Origin of the sequence: Acinetobacter nosocomialis (genome assembly GCF_041021905.1) — a bacterium.
In the GTDB taxonomy this organism is placed as follows: domain Bacteria; phylum Pseudomonadota; class Gammaproteobacteria; order Pseudomonadales; family Moraxellaceae; genus Acinetobacter; species Acinetobacter nosocomialis.
The window spans coordinates 197,150-212,425 of the sequence record NZ_CP157432.1 but is presented as its reverse complement, the minus strand read 5'-3'; the positions used below and the strand labels follow the sequence as shown (position 1 = coordinate 212,425).

At 41.8% G+C, this 15,276-nt stretch carries 10 protein-coding genes, 2 tRNA genes and 3 rRNA genes; 4 read left to right on the top strand and 11 right to left on the bottom strand.

Annotation, left to right across the window (positions count from 1 at the left end; all coding sequences use genetic code 11):
* Window positions 1–51 precede the first annotated feature (51 nt).
* The 4 genes from ABLC00_RS01015 to ABLC00_RS01000 all read right to left on the bottom strand — a co-directional run bounded on the left by ABLC00_RS01015 (window position 52) and on the right by ABLC00_RS01000 (window position 5,273).
* Window positions 52–552, bottom strand: coding sequence for a DUF2726 domain-containing protein (locus ABLC00_RS01015; protein WP_002048972.1), 501 nt, complete (start codon window positions 550–552; stop codon window positions 52–54).
* 315 nt (window positions 553–867) lie between these two features.
* Complete coding sequence (locus tag ABLC00_RS01010; RefSeq protein ID WP_032027428.1) at window positions 868–3,246, bottom strand: YgiQ family radical SAM protein; 2,379 nt, start codon at window positions 3,244–3,246, stop codon at window positions 868–870.
* Window positions 3,247–3,462: 216 nt separating this feature from the next.
* Window positions 3,463–4,722: an esterase-like activity of phytase family protein gene (locus tag ABLC00_RS01005; RefSeq protein WP_009505540.1), complete on the bottom strand. Its 1,260-nt coding sequence runs from the start codon at window positions 4,720–4,722 to the stop codon at window positions 3,463–3,465.
* 146 nt (window positions 4,723–4,868) lie between these two features.
* Complete coding sequence (locus ABLC00_RS01000) at window positions 4,869–5,273, bottom strand: helix-turn-helix domain-containing protein (RefSeq protein ID WP_022575122.1); 405 nt, start codon at window positions 5,271–5,273, stop codon at window positions 4,869–4,871.
* A gap of 82 nt (window positions 5,274–5,355) precedes the next feature.
* Between ABLC00_RS01000 and ABLC00_RS00995 the strand changes: the two genes are divergently transcribed.
* The 4 genes from ABLC00_RS00995 (at window position 5,356) to ABLC00_RS00980 (ending at window position 7,553) form a co-directional block, all read left to right on the top strand.
* A complete protein-coding gene (locus ABLC00_RS00995; RefSeq protein ID WP_033846888.1) occupies window positions 5,356–5,841 on the top strand; it encodes a DUF2938 domain-containing protein in 486 nt (161 codons plus the stop codon).
* Between the two features lie 18 nt (window positions 5,842–5,859).
* Window positions 5,860–6,426, top strand: a complete 567-nt coding sequence (locus ABLC00_RS00990) for a flavodoxin family protein (RefSeq protein WP_033854507.1) — start codon at window positions 5,860–5,862, stop codon at window positions 6,424–6,426.
* 4 nt (window positions 6,427–6,430) lie between these two features.
* Entirely contained in the window at window positions 6,431–6,664 is a 234-nt protein-coding gene (locus tag ABLC00_RS00985; RefSeq protein ID WP_033846942.1) for a DUF2798 domain-containing protein, read from the top strand.
* 280 nt (window positions 6,665–6,944) lie between these two features.
* A complete protein-coding gene (locus tag ABLC00_RS00980; protein WP_080972778.1) occupies window positions 6,945–7,553 on the top strand; it encodes a lytic transglycosylase domain-containing protein in 609 nt (202 codons plus the stop codon).
* 52 nt (window positions 7,554–7,605) lie between these two features.
* On the opposite strand, the gene cysK is transcribed toward ABLC00_RS00980, so the two are convergent.
* From cysK to ABLC00_RS00945, 7 genes are all read right to left on the bottom strand, one after another.
* Window positions 7,606–8,604: a cysteine synthase A gene (cysK, locus tag ABLC00_RS00975; RefSeq protein ID WP_348941162.1), complete on the bottom strand. Its 999-nt coding sequence runs from the start codon at window positions 8,602–8,604 to the stop codon at window positions 7,606–7,608.
* A gap of 149 nt (window positions 8,605–8,753) precedes the next feature.
* Complete coding sequence (locus ABLC00_RS00970; protein WP_033846884.1) at window positions 8,754–9,296, bottom strand: GNAT family N-acetyltransferase; 543 nt, start codon at window positions 9,294–9,296, stop codon at window positions 8,754–8,756.
* 201 nt (window positions 9,297–9,497) lie between these two features.
* Window positions 9,498–9,612, bottom strand: a 5S ribosomal RNA gene (rrf, locus tag ABLC00_RS00965).
* Window positions 9,613–9,791: 179 nt separating this feature from the next.
* Window positions 9,792–12,682 (bottom strand): 23S ribosomal RNA (locus tag ABLC00_RS00960).
* A gap of 340 nt (window positions 12,683–13,022) precedes the next feature.
* Window positions 13,023–13,098 (bottom strand) — tRNA-Ala (locus ABLC00_RS00955).
* 55 nt (window positions 13,099–13,153) lie between these two features.
* A tRNA-Ile gene (locus tag ABLC00_RS00950) sits at window positions 13,154–13,230 on the bottom strand.
* Window positions 13,231–13,289: 59 nt separating this feature from the next.
* A 16S ribosomal RNA gene (locus ABLC00_RS00945) occupies window positions 13,290–14,827 on the bottom strand.
* The 16S, 23S and 5S rRNA genes sit together here with 2 tRNA genes alongside, the layout of an rRNA operon.
* Window positions 14,828–15,276: the final 449 nt, after the last annotated feature.

Sequence of the window (15,276 nt, the reverse complement as noted above, 5' to 3'; positions counted from 1 at the left end):
CTTCTTTAATGAGCCCTAAAATTAAATTGCTATAACACCTAGTTATAACTTTTAAGACTTCACGAAAGCATTTGAAATTCTCTCTAACTGAGGTGTGGCAGGTAAAGTTGCCATCTCAGATTCAGGAGTTAATAAATCTCTTCTTAAGTCATGATAATCAGGCACACTGCTATAACGAAGTACACGATACCCTGCAAGTTGTAATAAACGGCGCTCATATTGCTGATGTGCTCGACGTAGCCCATTTTCCTCAAGCATAACCACCACAAAAACCTGATAATTTTGATCAAGTACAACAAAGTCAGCCGTCATATTCTGATATTTGCGGCGAGTATGAGCATATTTAGTCGTTAATAAGGCATCAAATGAAACATGAGCTAATACAGTAAATTTAGGCAGTACTGTTTGTAAGCGGGTTAGTGTCATTTGTTCATGACTACTTAACACGGCGCGGCGCTTTAAAGCACTGTCTTGTTGGTGCTTTCTTGAGAGACTTTTCACTGCCATCACGACAGTCAAAAAGAGTAATAAGATCGTAATTAAATAGTACATGGGTCCAATCCTTTAAGTTTTTTATAATGATTTTGCTAGATCACGCTTTGTTTTAATTGATAACGACATAGCCGTTTTTTTAAAAGGTTCACTTAGTAATTTCACTTGTAGTTATCAAGCTTGGCTTAAATTTAGCCACCCTCACATTATTTATAATCATAGAGTCAGCAACAATCAAGTGCAGTTCGTCAGATTTTTAGAATTTATCATTTTTGATTACATTTTTTAGGTCAAAAATTCTCAAAAATCTCACTATACGATTTAAATCCCCTCTTCAAAAATAAAAAAGGCTCTGTTTAAGAGCCTTTTTTATCATTATCCACGAGCTTTGGATTTTGGTTTACTTTTGCCACCAAATGGTCTCTTCTCACCTGTTTCACGAGGAGGTAAACCCGTATGTTGGGTAAGTACCTGACCTTTTTGTGGACGCTTGTGATTTGAATGATTATTCGTTTGCTGGTTATTTCGTTTAACTGAGTCACCTGCTGTAGACGAATTTTTCTTACGGGCAGATTTATATTCCCCTTCAGTACCTTTTGGCTGATAAGTCGGAATTAAATGCTGCTTTGAATTACCAATTAAATCGGCACGGCCCATTTCTTTTAAGGCTTCACGAAGTAATGGCCAGTTATTTGGATCATGGTAACGTAAGAATGCTTTATGCAAACGACGGCGTTTTTCACCTTTTACAATATCAACTTTTTCAGTATAGCGAGCGACTTTAGCAAGCGGGTTTTTACCCGAATAATACATCGTTGTTGCAGTTGCCATTGGTGAAGGATAGAAAGTCTGTACCTGATCGGCACGGAAACCATTCTTTTTCAACCAAATAGCAAGGTGCATCATGTCATAATCTGAAGTACCCGGATGCGCAGCAATAAAGTAAGGAATTAGATATTGCTCTTTTCCTGCTTCTTTACTGAAACGGTCAAACATTTGTTTAAAACGATCATACGTACCAATACCCGGTTTCATCATCTTAGATAGCGGGCCTTGCTCAGTATGTTCAGGAGCAATTTTTAAATAACCACCCACGTGATGTTGTACCAACTCTTTGACATATTCAGGGTTCAATACTGCAAGGTCATAACGTAAACCTGAACCAATCAGAATCTTCTTCACACCTTTAATTGCGCGCGCTTTACGGTAAAGCTGCACTAATGGCGCATGATCGGTATGCAAGTTTTGACAAACGCCCGGATAAACGCAAGAAGGTTTACGACAGTTCTTCTCAATTTCTGGATCTTTACAGTGCAAACGGTACATGTTTGCTGTTGGGCCACCTAAGTCTGAAATAATACCTGTGAAGTTTGGTGCTGTATCACGGATTTTTTCAATCTCACGTAAGATCGAATCTTCCGAACGGTTTTGGATAATACGACCTTCATGTTCTGTAATTGAACAGAACGTACAACCACCAAAACAGCCACGCATAATGTTGACCGAGAATTTGATCATATCAAATGCAGGAAAACGAGCATCACCATAAGTAGGATGTGGCAACCGTGCATAAGGTAAATCAAACACATAATCCATTTCCTCAGTCGTTAAAGGAATTGGAGGTGGGTTAATCCATACATCACGTTCACCATGACGTTGCACCAATGCACGGGCATTACCCGGATTAGTTTCAAGGTGCAAAATACGGTTTGCATGCGCGTAAAGCACTTGATCATTTGCCACTTCTTCAAAAGAAGGTAAGCGAATGACCGCCAACTCTCGTGGTGGTAATTTGTGTTTAATTGCTTTTGATTGCGCAGGCTTTAGTTGAACAATTTGAGTGTCGTCATCTAGTTTATCGCCTTCACGTACAATCGGATTTGCAACAATCTCTTTTTGGAAATTTTGATATTGAGCTAAAGAGTTACCTTTTTCTTTCTCAACCTCACAGCCATCAATATCTTCAGTCATGACATAAGGGTTAATAATTGGATCAACACGCCCAATCGTATCTACGTCATTACTGGCAATTTCAACAAATTTTGCTTTAGATGCTCTGTTATTTTTATTAATAATAAATGCTGTCCCACGAACATCTGTAATCTCGTGGATTTTTTCACCTTTAGCCAAACGGTGCATTACGTCAATAATGGCACGTTCACCATTACCATACATCAGCATATCGGCTTTTGAGTCCATTAAAATTGAACGACGCACTTTATCTGACCAATAATCATAGTGCGCGATACGACGTAAACTGCCCTCAATCCCACCTAATAATACTGGTACATCTGGGAAAGCTTCACGACAACGTTGGCAATATACTGTTGCAGCACGGTCAGGACGTTTATTTGGTTCATTATTTGGGGAATAAGCATCATCCGAACGGATTTTACGATCTGCCGTATAACGGTTAATCATCGAATCCATATTACCTGCGGTTACACCCCAAGCAATCGTTGGCTTACCTAAAACGCGGAAGCTTTCAACGTTGGTCCAGTCGGGCTGCGCAATAATTCCGACGCGGAAACCTTGTGCTTCAAGTACACGCCCAATCACACCCGACACAAATGATGGGTGGTCAATATAAGCATCACCACAGACTAAAATAAAGTCACACGCATCCCAGCCGAGTTGGTCCATTTCTTCTCGTGACATCGGCAAAAATGGCGCTGGTTCAAAACACGACGCCCAATATTTGTCGTAATCAAACAACGCTTTTGGCGCAGTTTGCATGGTATAAGCGGTAGACATGGCTTGCGAATCTCGGCTAGCAGATGAAGGAGAGACATCTAAAGATGAAAGCCGATCATTTTAACATGAATTTCATTCATTTTCCTTGTTTATAAAACATACGAAAACAATAATATAGAAATTAATTTGATTAAAGTTTATCCAATATTTTTATTCTCAGAATAAATACGACGGAATAAAATCCGCCGTAGTCTTAACACAATTTATTTATAGGCATTAGAACAAAGCTTTTGGTAAACGAATTTGAATAATCTCGTTATCATCAGCCAGTTTTGCGTTGCGTCCTGTTGAACCAGGGAAGTTATTGTCATTTAGTACCGTGAGCGTTGTACCATTTTCAATAATCACATCTTCAATGGTTTCAAACGGGAAAGCAAACACCTGTCCCGTACCAATATCCCCCGCTCTAGCTGTGCCATACAACATATTCGGGTTAGCAATTTTAATTAAATCGACTAAATCTTCACGGCTTACTAGCTGGCCTGACTCATTCAATTTAATACGAATTAATTTTTTATAGCCGCCTAAATTATTCTGAGTTGCATCACGCTCAATAATAATGCCTTCTTTATCATTAAAGAGTTGGAAATCTCCAATGTTGGTTGCCTTACTATCTAGCTGGAACCAATAATATTTTCCTGTATAGGCTTTTTTCTTAATATCGAATTGAGAAATCAGTAATTGTCTTTCCGTTTCCCGAATTGATTTAATTGGCTTTTCTATAAGCGGGTAAAGATACTGCCCATCTGGTGAAATTGCCATACCTTCAAAACCACCACTTTGCTGAACTAGAGGTTCTACAAAATTAATTTGTGCTTTATTAAACTGATTTTGTGGTGAACGTAATTCTTGAGTCGGATTTAACGGATTTGGTAAAGGAATTGGGGCATCTAATAACACACCATCCGCTGAAAAATGAAGTAAATAAGGTCCAAACTCATCCCCAATCCAATAAGTGCCATCGCTAGTACGTTGCATTGACTCTGGGTCAAAATCAGCACCCGTTAATAAACGCTCAGGCGTGTTACCATTCACGATATTAAAAGGAATTAACTTGTTTGGATCACGCAATTGAATAAAGCTTTGTACAGTAACTTGCCCTGTACCTTTGGCTTTAGTTTTAAAATCAGGTTTTAATTTATAAATACGAAGCAAAAAGTCAGAAGAATTATCTTGGGTACCAAAACCATTATCGGCCATTGCCATATAGCTACCATCTTCATTTTTTAATGCAGCCGAAAAACCTTGTACAGGCTGGCCTTTAAATGGCGGATAAATTCCATTTGCACCTTTTACATATGCACCAGAGTCTGGGCCAGCAGCATAGGTTTCTACAGGCAATTTGGCAAAAGAAATTAAAGTTGGTTCGGTAACGTTTTCTGCAGGTGAAGTTTGTTCTTGATCGTTATCATCATTACATGCCGTCAATCCTAAACTGGCACAGCATAATAATGCGACTAAAGTTTTTTTGCTCATGATTTTATACATTTGGTAAAAAATTAAGCAAATTTAATCAAGCTTATATGAAGTTTTTGCTTCAAAAAGATGAAATCTTTATGGCGAATATATGACAAACCCAACTATTCAATACAGTTACAAACTAAATAACTTCATCAAAAAAATTAAAGTTTTGTTGGCTGATATTCTCCAGCAATTGCTGCTTTCAAAAAGTTCTGAAAGGTTGGGCATTCCATATGATTTTCGGCTGGACAGACAGCTGCATGTTGTAATCCTTGACTAATAAAATGTAATCGCTTTGCCATTTGCTCTAGTTGTTCAGCTTTATCTTTTAGTTTTTGGCGGTCAAGATCAGGCCGACCATCTTGTCCAAACATAGTAGCGATCTCATTTAAAGAAAATCCGGCAGCACGTCCTAAAGCAATAAGTGCCAGTTGATCAAGCACCTGCTTACCATACTGCCGACGTAAACCTTGCCGCCCAATCGACTTAATTAACCCCTTCTCTTCATAAAAACGTAGCGTAGCTGTTGTGACTTTTGCCTTCTTAGAAACTTCACCAATATCCATAACACCCTCTTGACTTCAAGTGAACTTGAACTTGCACAATAAATTTATCACGTTTCATACGTATAAAAGCAAGGTGTAAAAAATGAATACCTCCACATTATTCTTTCAAGCTTTATGTCTTGGTGTTGGTGCAACAGTTATTATGGATATATGGCTGTTAATACTAAAAATATTTAAGATCCCGACTTTAAATTTTTCCTTTCTCGGACGCTGGGTAGGTTGGATATTTCAAGGAAAACTCATCCATCAATCTATCGCTCAAAGCCCTCAAATTCAGGGTGAATATTTATTGGGCTGGATTACTCATTATAGTGTTGGGATTATCTTTGCATTGAGCTTTCTTCTCATTATCGGCTCAGATTGGCTCATTCATCCTCAGTTTTACTCAGCACTACTGTTTGGTGTGGTCACCGTTGTTATTCCTTTTTTTATTATGCAACCGGCCATGGGAAGTGGTTTTGCTTTGTCAAAAACACTGCATCCTTTTATGAACTGCTTAAAAAGCTTACTGAACCATAGTGTCTTTGGCTGTGGTTTATATCTCACTGCAAAAATATTTCAAATTTAGATAAAGAGGAAAATACTCATGAAAACTGTTGCCATTATTTACTATAGTCGCCAAGGTCATACCCAATTTATTGCTCAGCAAGTTCAAACTGGTATTTTAAGCCATCAAGATATTGAAGTAGATTTACTTAATGCTGAAGATATTATCGAAAATCCAGAAACCCTAATTCAATATGACGGCTTAATTTGGGGATCTCCTACTTATTTAGGAGGTGTATCTTCCAAGTTAAAACAACTCATGGATGCAACGGGCCCATTATGGAAAAAACAGAACTTTAAGGGAAAGCTTGCAGCTGGATTTACCGTTTCCTCTCTTCCCGCTGGTGATAAACAATCGACACTAATTTCGATTTTTACCTTTTGTATGCAACACGGCATGTTATGGATTGGTAACCCGATTATGCCTGAGCAGCACCAAGGTATTCCTTATGCTCAAGCAGCCAACCGTCTTGGTTCATGGTCAGGCTTAATGGCTCAGGCGGAACACGGCAGTAATGCCGATAGGTTTGATGAAGGAGATATTAAAACTGCTCAACAATTTGGAGAAAATTTTGCATTAACCTTGAATGCTTATCAAGGACTATAAACCCATGAAAGCACAGAAACTTTTATTCCTCTTAATTTTATCAGGGATGATGTCATTTATCATTTCGGGTATTTCAACTTTTAAAGTAGTAGGACTAAATCATCACTTCGTTTCATTATGGGTATCAGCCTGGATTATTGCATGGATACTGGCTTTCCCAAGTGTATTGATTTGTGCCCCTATAGCTCAGAAACTCGTTGACCTTGTATTTAAGAAAGTTAAAAAAGTACGTCTGTAAGTTAAAACGTACAAAAGTTGCGGTGATTTGCGGATATTCAGCTTTAGTATTATTTCATAATATATGAATCATAGAGAGACAGGATGTCTCATTGAAGAAGAATAAGAACGCAGGAAGCGGTAGTTGACAGGAGTTAGCTACATAAAGCTGAATACGAAGGAACCTCGACAGGATGTCGGGGTTTTTTCATTTCAATTATACAAAATTCTTACTTTTTAGATGTGCTGAGCAACAGAACTAACATTGATCCTATAAGTACGGCTAAATACCATCATTTTATTTGAAACTTCATTATTGGTTTTGTATTTTGCTTACCCCATCTTTAACCCAAAATCGTTTTGAACCATCACAATTACACATCCTTAGTCTGAAATTTTTCATAATTTTCTTGATGATCATAATGACAGGATGTACAAGCTTAGGCCCCAATAGTGGCTCATTTTCTTGGCGTTCAAATAAGCTATCATCTGGTTTACAAAAAGCTTATTCCGTTCCACCGAGTACAGCCAATCGATTATCTCCAATGATTATTCAAAGTGCTGACAAATATAATGTTCCTCCACTTTTACTCGCGGCAGTTATTAGACAAGAGTCGAATTACAATAGTAATGCCCGATCTCCGACTGGAGCTGTGGGACTAACTCAAATTATTCCAAGCTATTGGCAACAAACTTGTGCTGGTAATTTGTATGATGAATCTACAAATATCCAATGTGGTGCTTATATTTTAAATCATTACTATCAAACAGCAGATAGCTGGTTCAAAGCCACGGCCTATTATAATGTTGGGCCAACAGGATATGATCGAAGCTTCTGGACCCGCCACAAAGCGAAAAAATATGCTCGATCTATTAAGCACCATCAAAAAAACTTAAAAAGTGCCTTATAAATAAGCTTAAATAAAAGCCCATCAATGGATGGGCTTTTTTATGCGATTAATTTTATTCGTCAAATAAACCTTCAAATAAGACAGAAGACAAATAACGCTCCCCACTGTCTGGCAGAATAACAACAATGGTTTTACCAGCATTTTCAGGACGTTCTGCAATTTTTGCAGCAGCAGCCAGGGCAGCGCCACTTGAAATACCCACTAAAATACCTTCTTGGGTTGCACAGTTTCTCGCCCATTGAATTGCTTCTTCGCTACTCACTGGTAAGACTTCATCCACAAGGTCCAAATCAAGATTCTTTGGAATAAAGTTCGCACCAATTCCCTGAATTTTATGTGGTGCAGGTGTAATGTTTTCACCATTTTTGGTTTGAGTAATAATTGGAGACTCAGCAGGTTCAACTGCTACTGAATACAAATGTTTATTTTGAACCTGTTCAAAGTAACGAGAAATACCTGTAATCGTACCGCCTGTACCGACGCCCGCAACTAAAATATCGACTTGCCCACCTGTAGCTTGCCAAATTTCAGGACCAGTTGTGTCTACATGAATTTGTGGATTCGCTGGGTTTTCAAATTGTTGTGGCAAGAAATAAAGATCTGGCTGTTCAGTTGCTAATCGTATAGCCTCATCAACTGCACCTTTCATTCCTTTTACGGGTTCAGTTAATACCAAATTAGCACCTAAAGCTTTTAATACTTTTCTACGCTCAAGGCTCATACTTGCAGGCATAGTTAAAGTTATTGGATATCCTTTTGCCGCAGCAACAAACGCCAATGCAATACCAGTATTACCACTGGTTGGCTCAACAATGTGCATACCTTCTTTTAATACACCACGTTTCTCTGCATCTGCAATAAGTGCCGCTCCGATGCGGCATTTCACAGAAAATGCAGGGTTACGGCTTTCCACTTTTGCTAATACGGTTGCGCCCGGTTTAATCAAACGGTTAATACGTACTAAAGGTGTATTACCAATGGCTTCGGCATTATTTGAATATACCGCGATACCTAAATTGTTGGGAGTTGGAAATTGCTGATCGGTAGACATGTTATATCCTTATTAGATTTGGAATGATTCTGAATCATTATAGGCTTGTCCAATAAACAGGAAAGTAGAAAAAGTTAAGTAATATGAAAAAAAGACAGCTACATCTATTTTAGACAGAATAAAAAAATGAATTTATTAGATCATTAGAACTACCAAACTTCACCCTCTCGCCATTCTGCGCAAATACTATCGTCCTCTGAACTGTGTGAGAGTAGATCTTTCATATGGATACTCAAAGGATATAGCATAATTTCATAGTCATCGGTTAGATAAGTAGATGTATCTTGTTTGATGTACAAATCACCCCACCAAGTAGTCCAACCTAATTTTTTATAAAACGCTTCATCTTCAGGTTGTAATGCAGCAAGTCCATATTCCAAGTCCGTTAATGCTTCAACTAAATATTTTAATAATTGTGACGCAAGCCCCTTACCTCTCATGGTGTAATCAGTGGTCACATACTCTACATAAGCAGTTTTTACATCGAAGCTACCATTTATAGTAAACACTCTATCCGTCCATAAGGCATGTGAAACAATTTGATCATCTAATATACCCACGACATGAAATGCTTTTTGCATGAAAGCATATTGGCTCCAAGGATCTTCATCAAAAGCAGCAAAACACAATTCAGCAATTTGATTGCATTGATTTTTATCTAGATCTTGGGCTGCGATAATTTTGAACTGCATAGATGAAAACTCAAATTTAATTATTTATAGATTAAGCAAAGATTGGAATATTATGAAATGTTTTTTATTACATTGAACTAAGACCCTATATCTCTGAAGCAAAACAACCGTGCAAATCTGATTTTTAGTTATGTGTTTTCACTTTATAGCGCGCAATAAAAAACACCCCCACTCTTTAGAATGGGGGTGTTTGGAATAATGAGCTGGCGATGACTTACTCTCACATGGGTAACCCCACACTACCATCAGCGCTAAGAGGTTTCACTTCTGAGTTCGGGAAGGGATCAGGTGGTTCACTCTTGCTATGGTCGCCAGCACAACTGTTTATGGATACTTGCTTTGGTCTTATTGACTGCCGAAGCGTTTTCCAAATCTTTACAGATTGGGCTGATTGAATCTGGCTGTGTTCATTTTATCTAGTGGAATAACTAAATCAAGTTGCTTTGTAGATTTATGAATCGATTGATGCTTTATATACAACTGCTTGGGTGTTGTATAGTCAAGCCTCACGAGCAATTAGTATTGGTCAGCTTCACATATCACTATGCTTCCACATCCAACCTATCAACGTCCTAGTCTCGAACGGCTCTTTAGAGGAATAAATTCCTAGGGAAATCTTATCTTGAGGTAGGCTTCCCGCTTAGATGCTTTCAGCGGTTATCCCTTCCGAACATAGCTACCCGGCGATGCGACTGGCGTCACAACCGGTACACCAGAGGTTCGTCCACTCTGGTCCTCTCGTACTAGGAGCAGATCCTCTCAAATTTCCAGCGCCCACGGTAGATAGGGACCGAACTGTCTCACGACGTTCTAAACCCAGCTCGCGTACCTCTTTAAATGGCGAACAGCCATACCCTTGGGACCTGCTTCAGCCCCAGGATGAGATGAGCCGACATCGAGGTGCCAAACACCGCCGTCGATATGAACTCTTGGGCGGTATCAGCCTGTTATCCCCAGAGTACCTTTTATCCGTTGAGCGATGGCCCTTCCATACAGAACCACCGGATCACTAAGACCTACTTTCGTACCTGCTCGACTTGTGGGTCTCGCAGTTAAGCGCGCTTTTGCCTTTATACTCTACGCGTGATTTCCGACCACGCTGAGCGCACCTTCGTACTCCTCCGTTACTCTTTAGGAGGAGACCGCCCCAGTCAAACTACCCACCAGACACGGTCCTCGTCCCGGATAACGGGACAGAGTTAGAACCTCAACATTACCAGGGTGGTATTTCAAGGACGGCTCCATTGGAACTAGCGTTCCAACTTCAAAGCCTCCCACCTATCCTACACAAGTAAGGTCAAAGTTCAGTGTCAAGCTGCAGTAAAGGTTCACGGGGTCTTTCCGTCTAGCCGCGGGTACACTGCATCTTCACAGCGATTTCGATTTCACTGAGCCTCTGCTGGAGACAGCGCCGCCATCATTATGCCATTCGTGCAGGTCGGAACTTACCCGACAAGGAATTTCGCTACCTTAGGACCGTTATAGTTACGGCCGCCGTTTACTGGGGCTTCGATCAAGAGCTTCGCTTACGCTAACCCCATCAATTAACCTTCCAGCACCGGGCAGGCATCACACCCTATACGTCCACTTTCGTGTTTGCAGAGTGCTATGTTTTTAATAAACAGTTGCAGCGGCCTGGTTTCTGCGGCTGTCATCAGCTCAGGAAGCAAGTTCCATCACCAACAACAGCGTACCTTCTCCCGAAGTTACGGTACCATTTTGCCTAGTTCCTTCAGCAGAGTTCTCTCAAGCGCCTTGGTCTACTCGACCTGACCACCTGTGTCGGTTTCGGGTACGATTCCTGTGTAACTGAAGCTTAGAGACTTTTCCTGGAAGCATGGTATCAGCCACTTCGCTGTACAAGTACAGCTTGCTATCGGATCTCAGTATAGAGTACCCCGGATTTGCCTAAGATACATACCTACATCCTTCCACCTGGACAACCAACGCCAGGCTGACTTAACCTTCTCCGTCCTCTCATCGCATTACACAGAAGTATTGGAATATTAACCAATTTCCCATCGACTACGCCTTTCGGCCTCGCCTTAGGGGTCGACTCACCCAGCCCCGATTAACGTTGGACTGGAACCCTTGGTCTTTCGGCGAACGGGTTTTTCACCCGTTTTGTCGTTACTCACGTCAGCATTCGCACTTCTGATACCTCCAGCATACTTCTCAATACACCTTCATCGGCTTACAGAACGCTCCCCTACCACTTGACTAATGTCAAATCCGCAGCTTCGGCACATAGTTTTAGCCCCGTTACATCTTCCGCGCAGGCCGACTCGACTAGTGAGCTATTACGCTTTCTTTAAAGGGTGGCTGCTTCTAAGCCAACCTCCTAGCTGTCTATGCCTTCCCACATCGTTTCCCACTTAACTATGATTTTGGGGCCTTAGCTGGCGGTCTGGATTGTTTTCCTCTTGACTACGGACGTTAGCACCCGCAGTCTGTCTCCCGGATAGTACTCATAGGTATTCGGAGTTTGCATCGGTTTGGTAAGTCGGGATGACCCCCTAGCCGAAACAGTGCTCTACCCCCTATGGTATTCGTCCGAGGCGCTACCTAAATAGCTTTCGGGGAGAACCAGCTATCACCAGGCTTGATTAGCCTTTCACCCCTATCCACAAGTCATCCCCTGGCTTTTCAACGACAGTGGGTTCGGTCCTCCAGTTAGTGTTACCCAACCTTCAACCTGCTCATGGATAGATCGCCTGGTTTCGGGTCTATACCCAGCAACTAAACGCCCTATTAAGACTCGATTTCTCTACGGCTCCCCTATACGGTTAACCTCGCTACTGAATATAAGTCGCTGACCCATTATACAAAAGGTACGCAGTCACACCACGAAGGTGCTCCCACTGCTTGTATGCATGCGGTTTCAGGATCTATTTCACTCCCCTCACAGGGGTTCTTTTCGCCTTTCCCTCACGGTACTGGTTCACTATCGGTCAGTCAGGAGTATTTAGCCTTGGAGGATGGTCCCCCCATATTCAGACAAGGTTTCACGTGCCTCGCCCTACTCGTCATCATTATGTGTGCCCTTTCGTGTACGGGAATATCACCCTCTACGTTCGCACTTCCCAGAGCGTTCCACTAAAACACACATAACTTAATGGGCTGATCCCCGTTCGCTCGCCGCTACTGAGGGAATCTCAATTGATTTCTTTTCCTAAGGGTACTGAGATGTTTCACTTCCCCTCGTTCGCCTTGCAACACTATGTATTCATGTTGCAATACCTACCTTAAAGTAGGTGGGTTCCCCCATTCAGACATCTCCGGATCAAAGGATATTTGCCGCCTCCCCGGAGCTTTTCGCAGGCTATCACGTCTTTCATCGCCTCTGACTGCCAAGGCATCCACCACATGCACTTAATTACTTGACTATACAACCCCAAACAGTCGACGTTACCTACAAGTTAGTAACTTCAACATTTCAGTTTAGAGCACTGTGTATTTAAACACTGTACAGCTTCAATCTAAATTCATATACCAAAACGCTTGATTCAGTTAATTTGCTAGTTCTCAATTCATTCAGATTAATTACTTAATCTAAACTCTTGAGTGAACAATTTATTTCAGACTCAATTTTGCCAATCTGTTAATGAATAAACACGCCTTCGTCAGGTCATGCTTAATACCGTGATACTTAAATCACAGAAGTTAATAAACCAAGACCGAAATCTCTATTTACTAATTTCTGTAATCCGAACTTATCTTAAGTTCTGGTGGAGACTAGGAGAGTCGAACTCCTGACCTCCTGCGTGCAAAGCAGGCGCTCTACCAACTAAGCTAAGTCCCCAGCTTACATCATCAGTCATGTATCTTTTATCTATAACTTTAACCAGTCAAAGTCATGGTGGGTCTGACAAGACTTGAACTTGTGACCCCACGCTTATCAAGCGTGTGCTCTAACCAACTGAGCTACAGACCCTCAGATACATCTATGAAGAACAACTTGTTGTGGATTCTTACCAATCGTCAATCTTTCGTTAAGGAGGTGATCCAGCCGCAGGTTCCCCTACGGCTACCTTGTTACGACTTCACCCCAGTCATCGGCCACACCGTGGTAACCGCCCTCTTTGCAGTTAGGCTAGCTACTTCTGGTGCAACAAACTCCCATGGTGTGACGGGCGGTGTGTACAAGGCCCGGGAACGTATTCACCGCGGCATTCTGATCCGCGATTACTAGCGATTCCGACTTCATGGAGTCGAGTTGCAGACTCCAATCCGGACTACGATCGGCTTTTTGAGATTAGCATCACATCGCTGTGTAGCAACCCTTTGTACCGACCATTGTAGCACGTGTGTAGCCCTGGCCGTAAGGGCCATGATGACTTGACGTCGTCCCCGCCTTCCTCCAGTTTGTCACTGGCAGTATCCTTAAAGTTCCCGACATTACTCGCTGGCAAATAAGGAAAAGGGTTGCGCTCGTTGCGGGACTTAACCCAACATCTCACGACACGAGCTGACGACAGCCATGCAGCACCTGTATGTAAGTTCCCGAAGGCACCAATCCATCTCTGGAAAGTTCTTACTATGTCAAGGCCAGGTAAGGTTCTTCGCGTTGCATCGAATTAAACCACATGCTCCACCGCTTGTGCGGGCCCCCGTCAATTCATTTGAGTTTTAGTCTTGCGACCGTACTCCCCAGGCGGTCTACTTATCGCGTTAGCTGCGCCACTAAAGCCTCAAAGGCCCCAACGGCTAGTAGACATCGTTTACGGCATGGACTACCAGGGTATCTAATCCTGTTTGCTCCCCATGCTTTCGCACCTCAGCGTCAGTGTTAGGCCAGATGGCTGCCTTCGCCATCGGTATTCCTCCAGATCTCTACGCATTTCACCGCTACACCTGGAATTCTACCATCCTCTCCCACACTCTAGCTAACCAGTATCGAATGCAATTCCCAAGTTAAGCTCGGGGATTTCACATTTGACTTAATTAGCCGCCTACGCGCGCTTTACGCCCAGTAAATCCGATTAACGCTTGCACCCTCTGTATTACCGCGGCTGCTGGCACAGAGTTAGCCGGTGCTTATTCTGCGAGTAACGTCCACTATCTCTAGGTATTATCTAAAGTAGCCTCCTCCTCGCTTAAAGTGCTTTACAACCATAAGGCCTTCTTCACACACGCGGCATGGCTGGATCAGGCTTGCGCCCATTGTCCAATATTCCCCACTGCTGCCTCCCGTAGGAGTCTGGGCCGTGTCTCAGTCCCAGTGTGGCGGATCATCCTCTCAGACCCGCTACAGATCGTCGCCTTGGTAGGCCTTTACCCCACCAACTAGCTAATCCGACTTAGGCTCATCTATTAGCGCAAGGTCCGAAGATCCCCTGCTTTCTCCCGTAGGACGTATGCGGTATTAGCATCCCTTTCGAGATGTTGTCCCCCACTAATAGGCAGATTCCTAAGCATTACTCACCCGTCCGCCGCTAGGTCCAGTAGCAAGCTACCTTCCCCCGCTCGACTTGCATGTGTTAAGCCTGCCGCCAGCGTTCAATCTGAGCCATGATCAAACTCTTCAGTTAAAATCATTTTGCACCTTATTATAGACAAGGTGCCAATTCTGGCTCATCAATTACTGACTTAAATTTCGCTCAAATAAACTTCGAGTAATTTAAACCAATCAATCAATGAAAATTATTTCGATTAATCAATCAGTAAAAATCCACACAAGTTGTTCTTCAATTCTCTTAATGATCTTCTTCCTGGTTCGTCACCAGCAAGCTAGGTCGGCTATATTACTCTTAATCTCTTAAAAGTCAACAGGTAATTTCGATATTTTTAAAACTTGTCTTTTAAACCAACTTAACATCAAATTCATCACTTAAAGCAATCAACTTAATCTCAAGTAACTGTTTTTCAACAAGTTTCTATCTGCATCACCGCCGATGGATGTGCATTATAGACCATTAACTTACCTTTGCAAGCGGAAATTAGAAATTAATGACTTGAGCGTTCAATTTTAAACCAAAAT

What these genes read in the sequence shown, in the direction of transcription:
- ABLC00_RS01015 (WP_002048972.1), bottom strand. Translation starts at nt 552, where the DNA reads ATGTACTATTTAATTACGATCTTATTACTCTTTTTGACTGTCGTGATG.
- ABLC00_RS01010 (WP_032027428.1), bottom strand. Translation starts at nt 3,246, where the DNA reads ATGTCTACCGCTTATACCATGCAAACTGCGCCAAAAGCGTTGTTTGAT.
- ABLC00_RS01005 (WP_009505540.1), bottom strand. Translation starts at nt 4,722, where the DNA reads ATGAGCAAAAAAACTTTAGTCGCATTATTATGCTGTGCCAGTTTAGGA.
- ABLC00_RS01000 (WP_022575122.1), bottom strand. Translation starts at nt 5,273, where the DNA reads ATGGATATTGGTGAAGTTTCTAAGAAGGCAAAAGTCACAACAGCTACG.
- ABLC00_RS00995 (WP_033846888.1), top strand. Translation starts at nt 5,356, where the DNA reads ATGAATACCTCCACATTATTCTTTCAAGCTTTATGTCTTGGTGTTGGT.
- ABLC00_RS00990 (WP_033854507.1), top strand. Translation starts at nt 5,860, where the DNA reads ATGAAAACTGTTGCCATTATTTACTATAGTCGCCAAGGTCATACCCAA.
- ABLC00_RS00985 (WP_033846942.1), top strand. Translation starts at nt 6,431, where the DNA reads ATGAAAGCACAGAAACTTTTATTCCTCTTAATTTTATCAGGGATGATG.
- cysK (WP_348941162.1), bottom strand. Translation starts at nt 8,604, where the DNA reads ATGTCTACCGATCAGCAATTTCCAACTCCCAACAATTTAGGTATCGCG.
- ABLC00_RS00970 (WP_033846884.1), bottom strand. Translation starts at nt 9,296, where the DNA reads ATGCAGTTCAAAATTATCGCAGCCCAAGATCTAGATAAAAATCAATGC.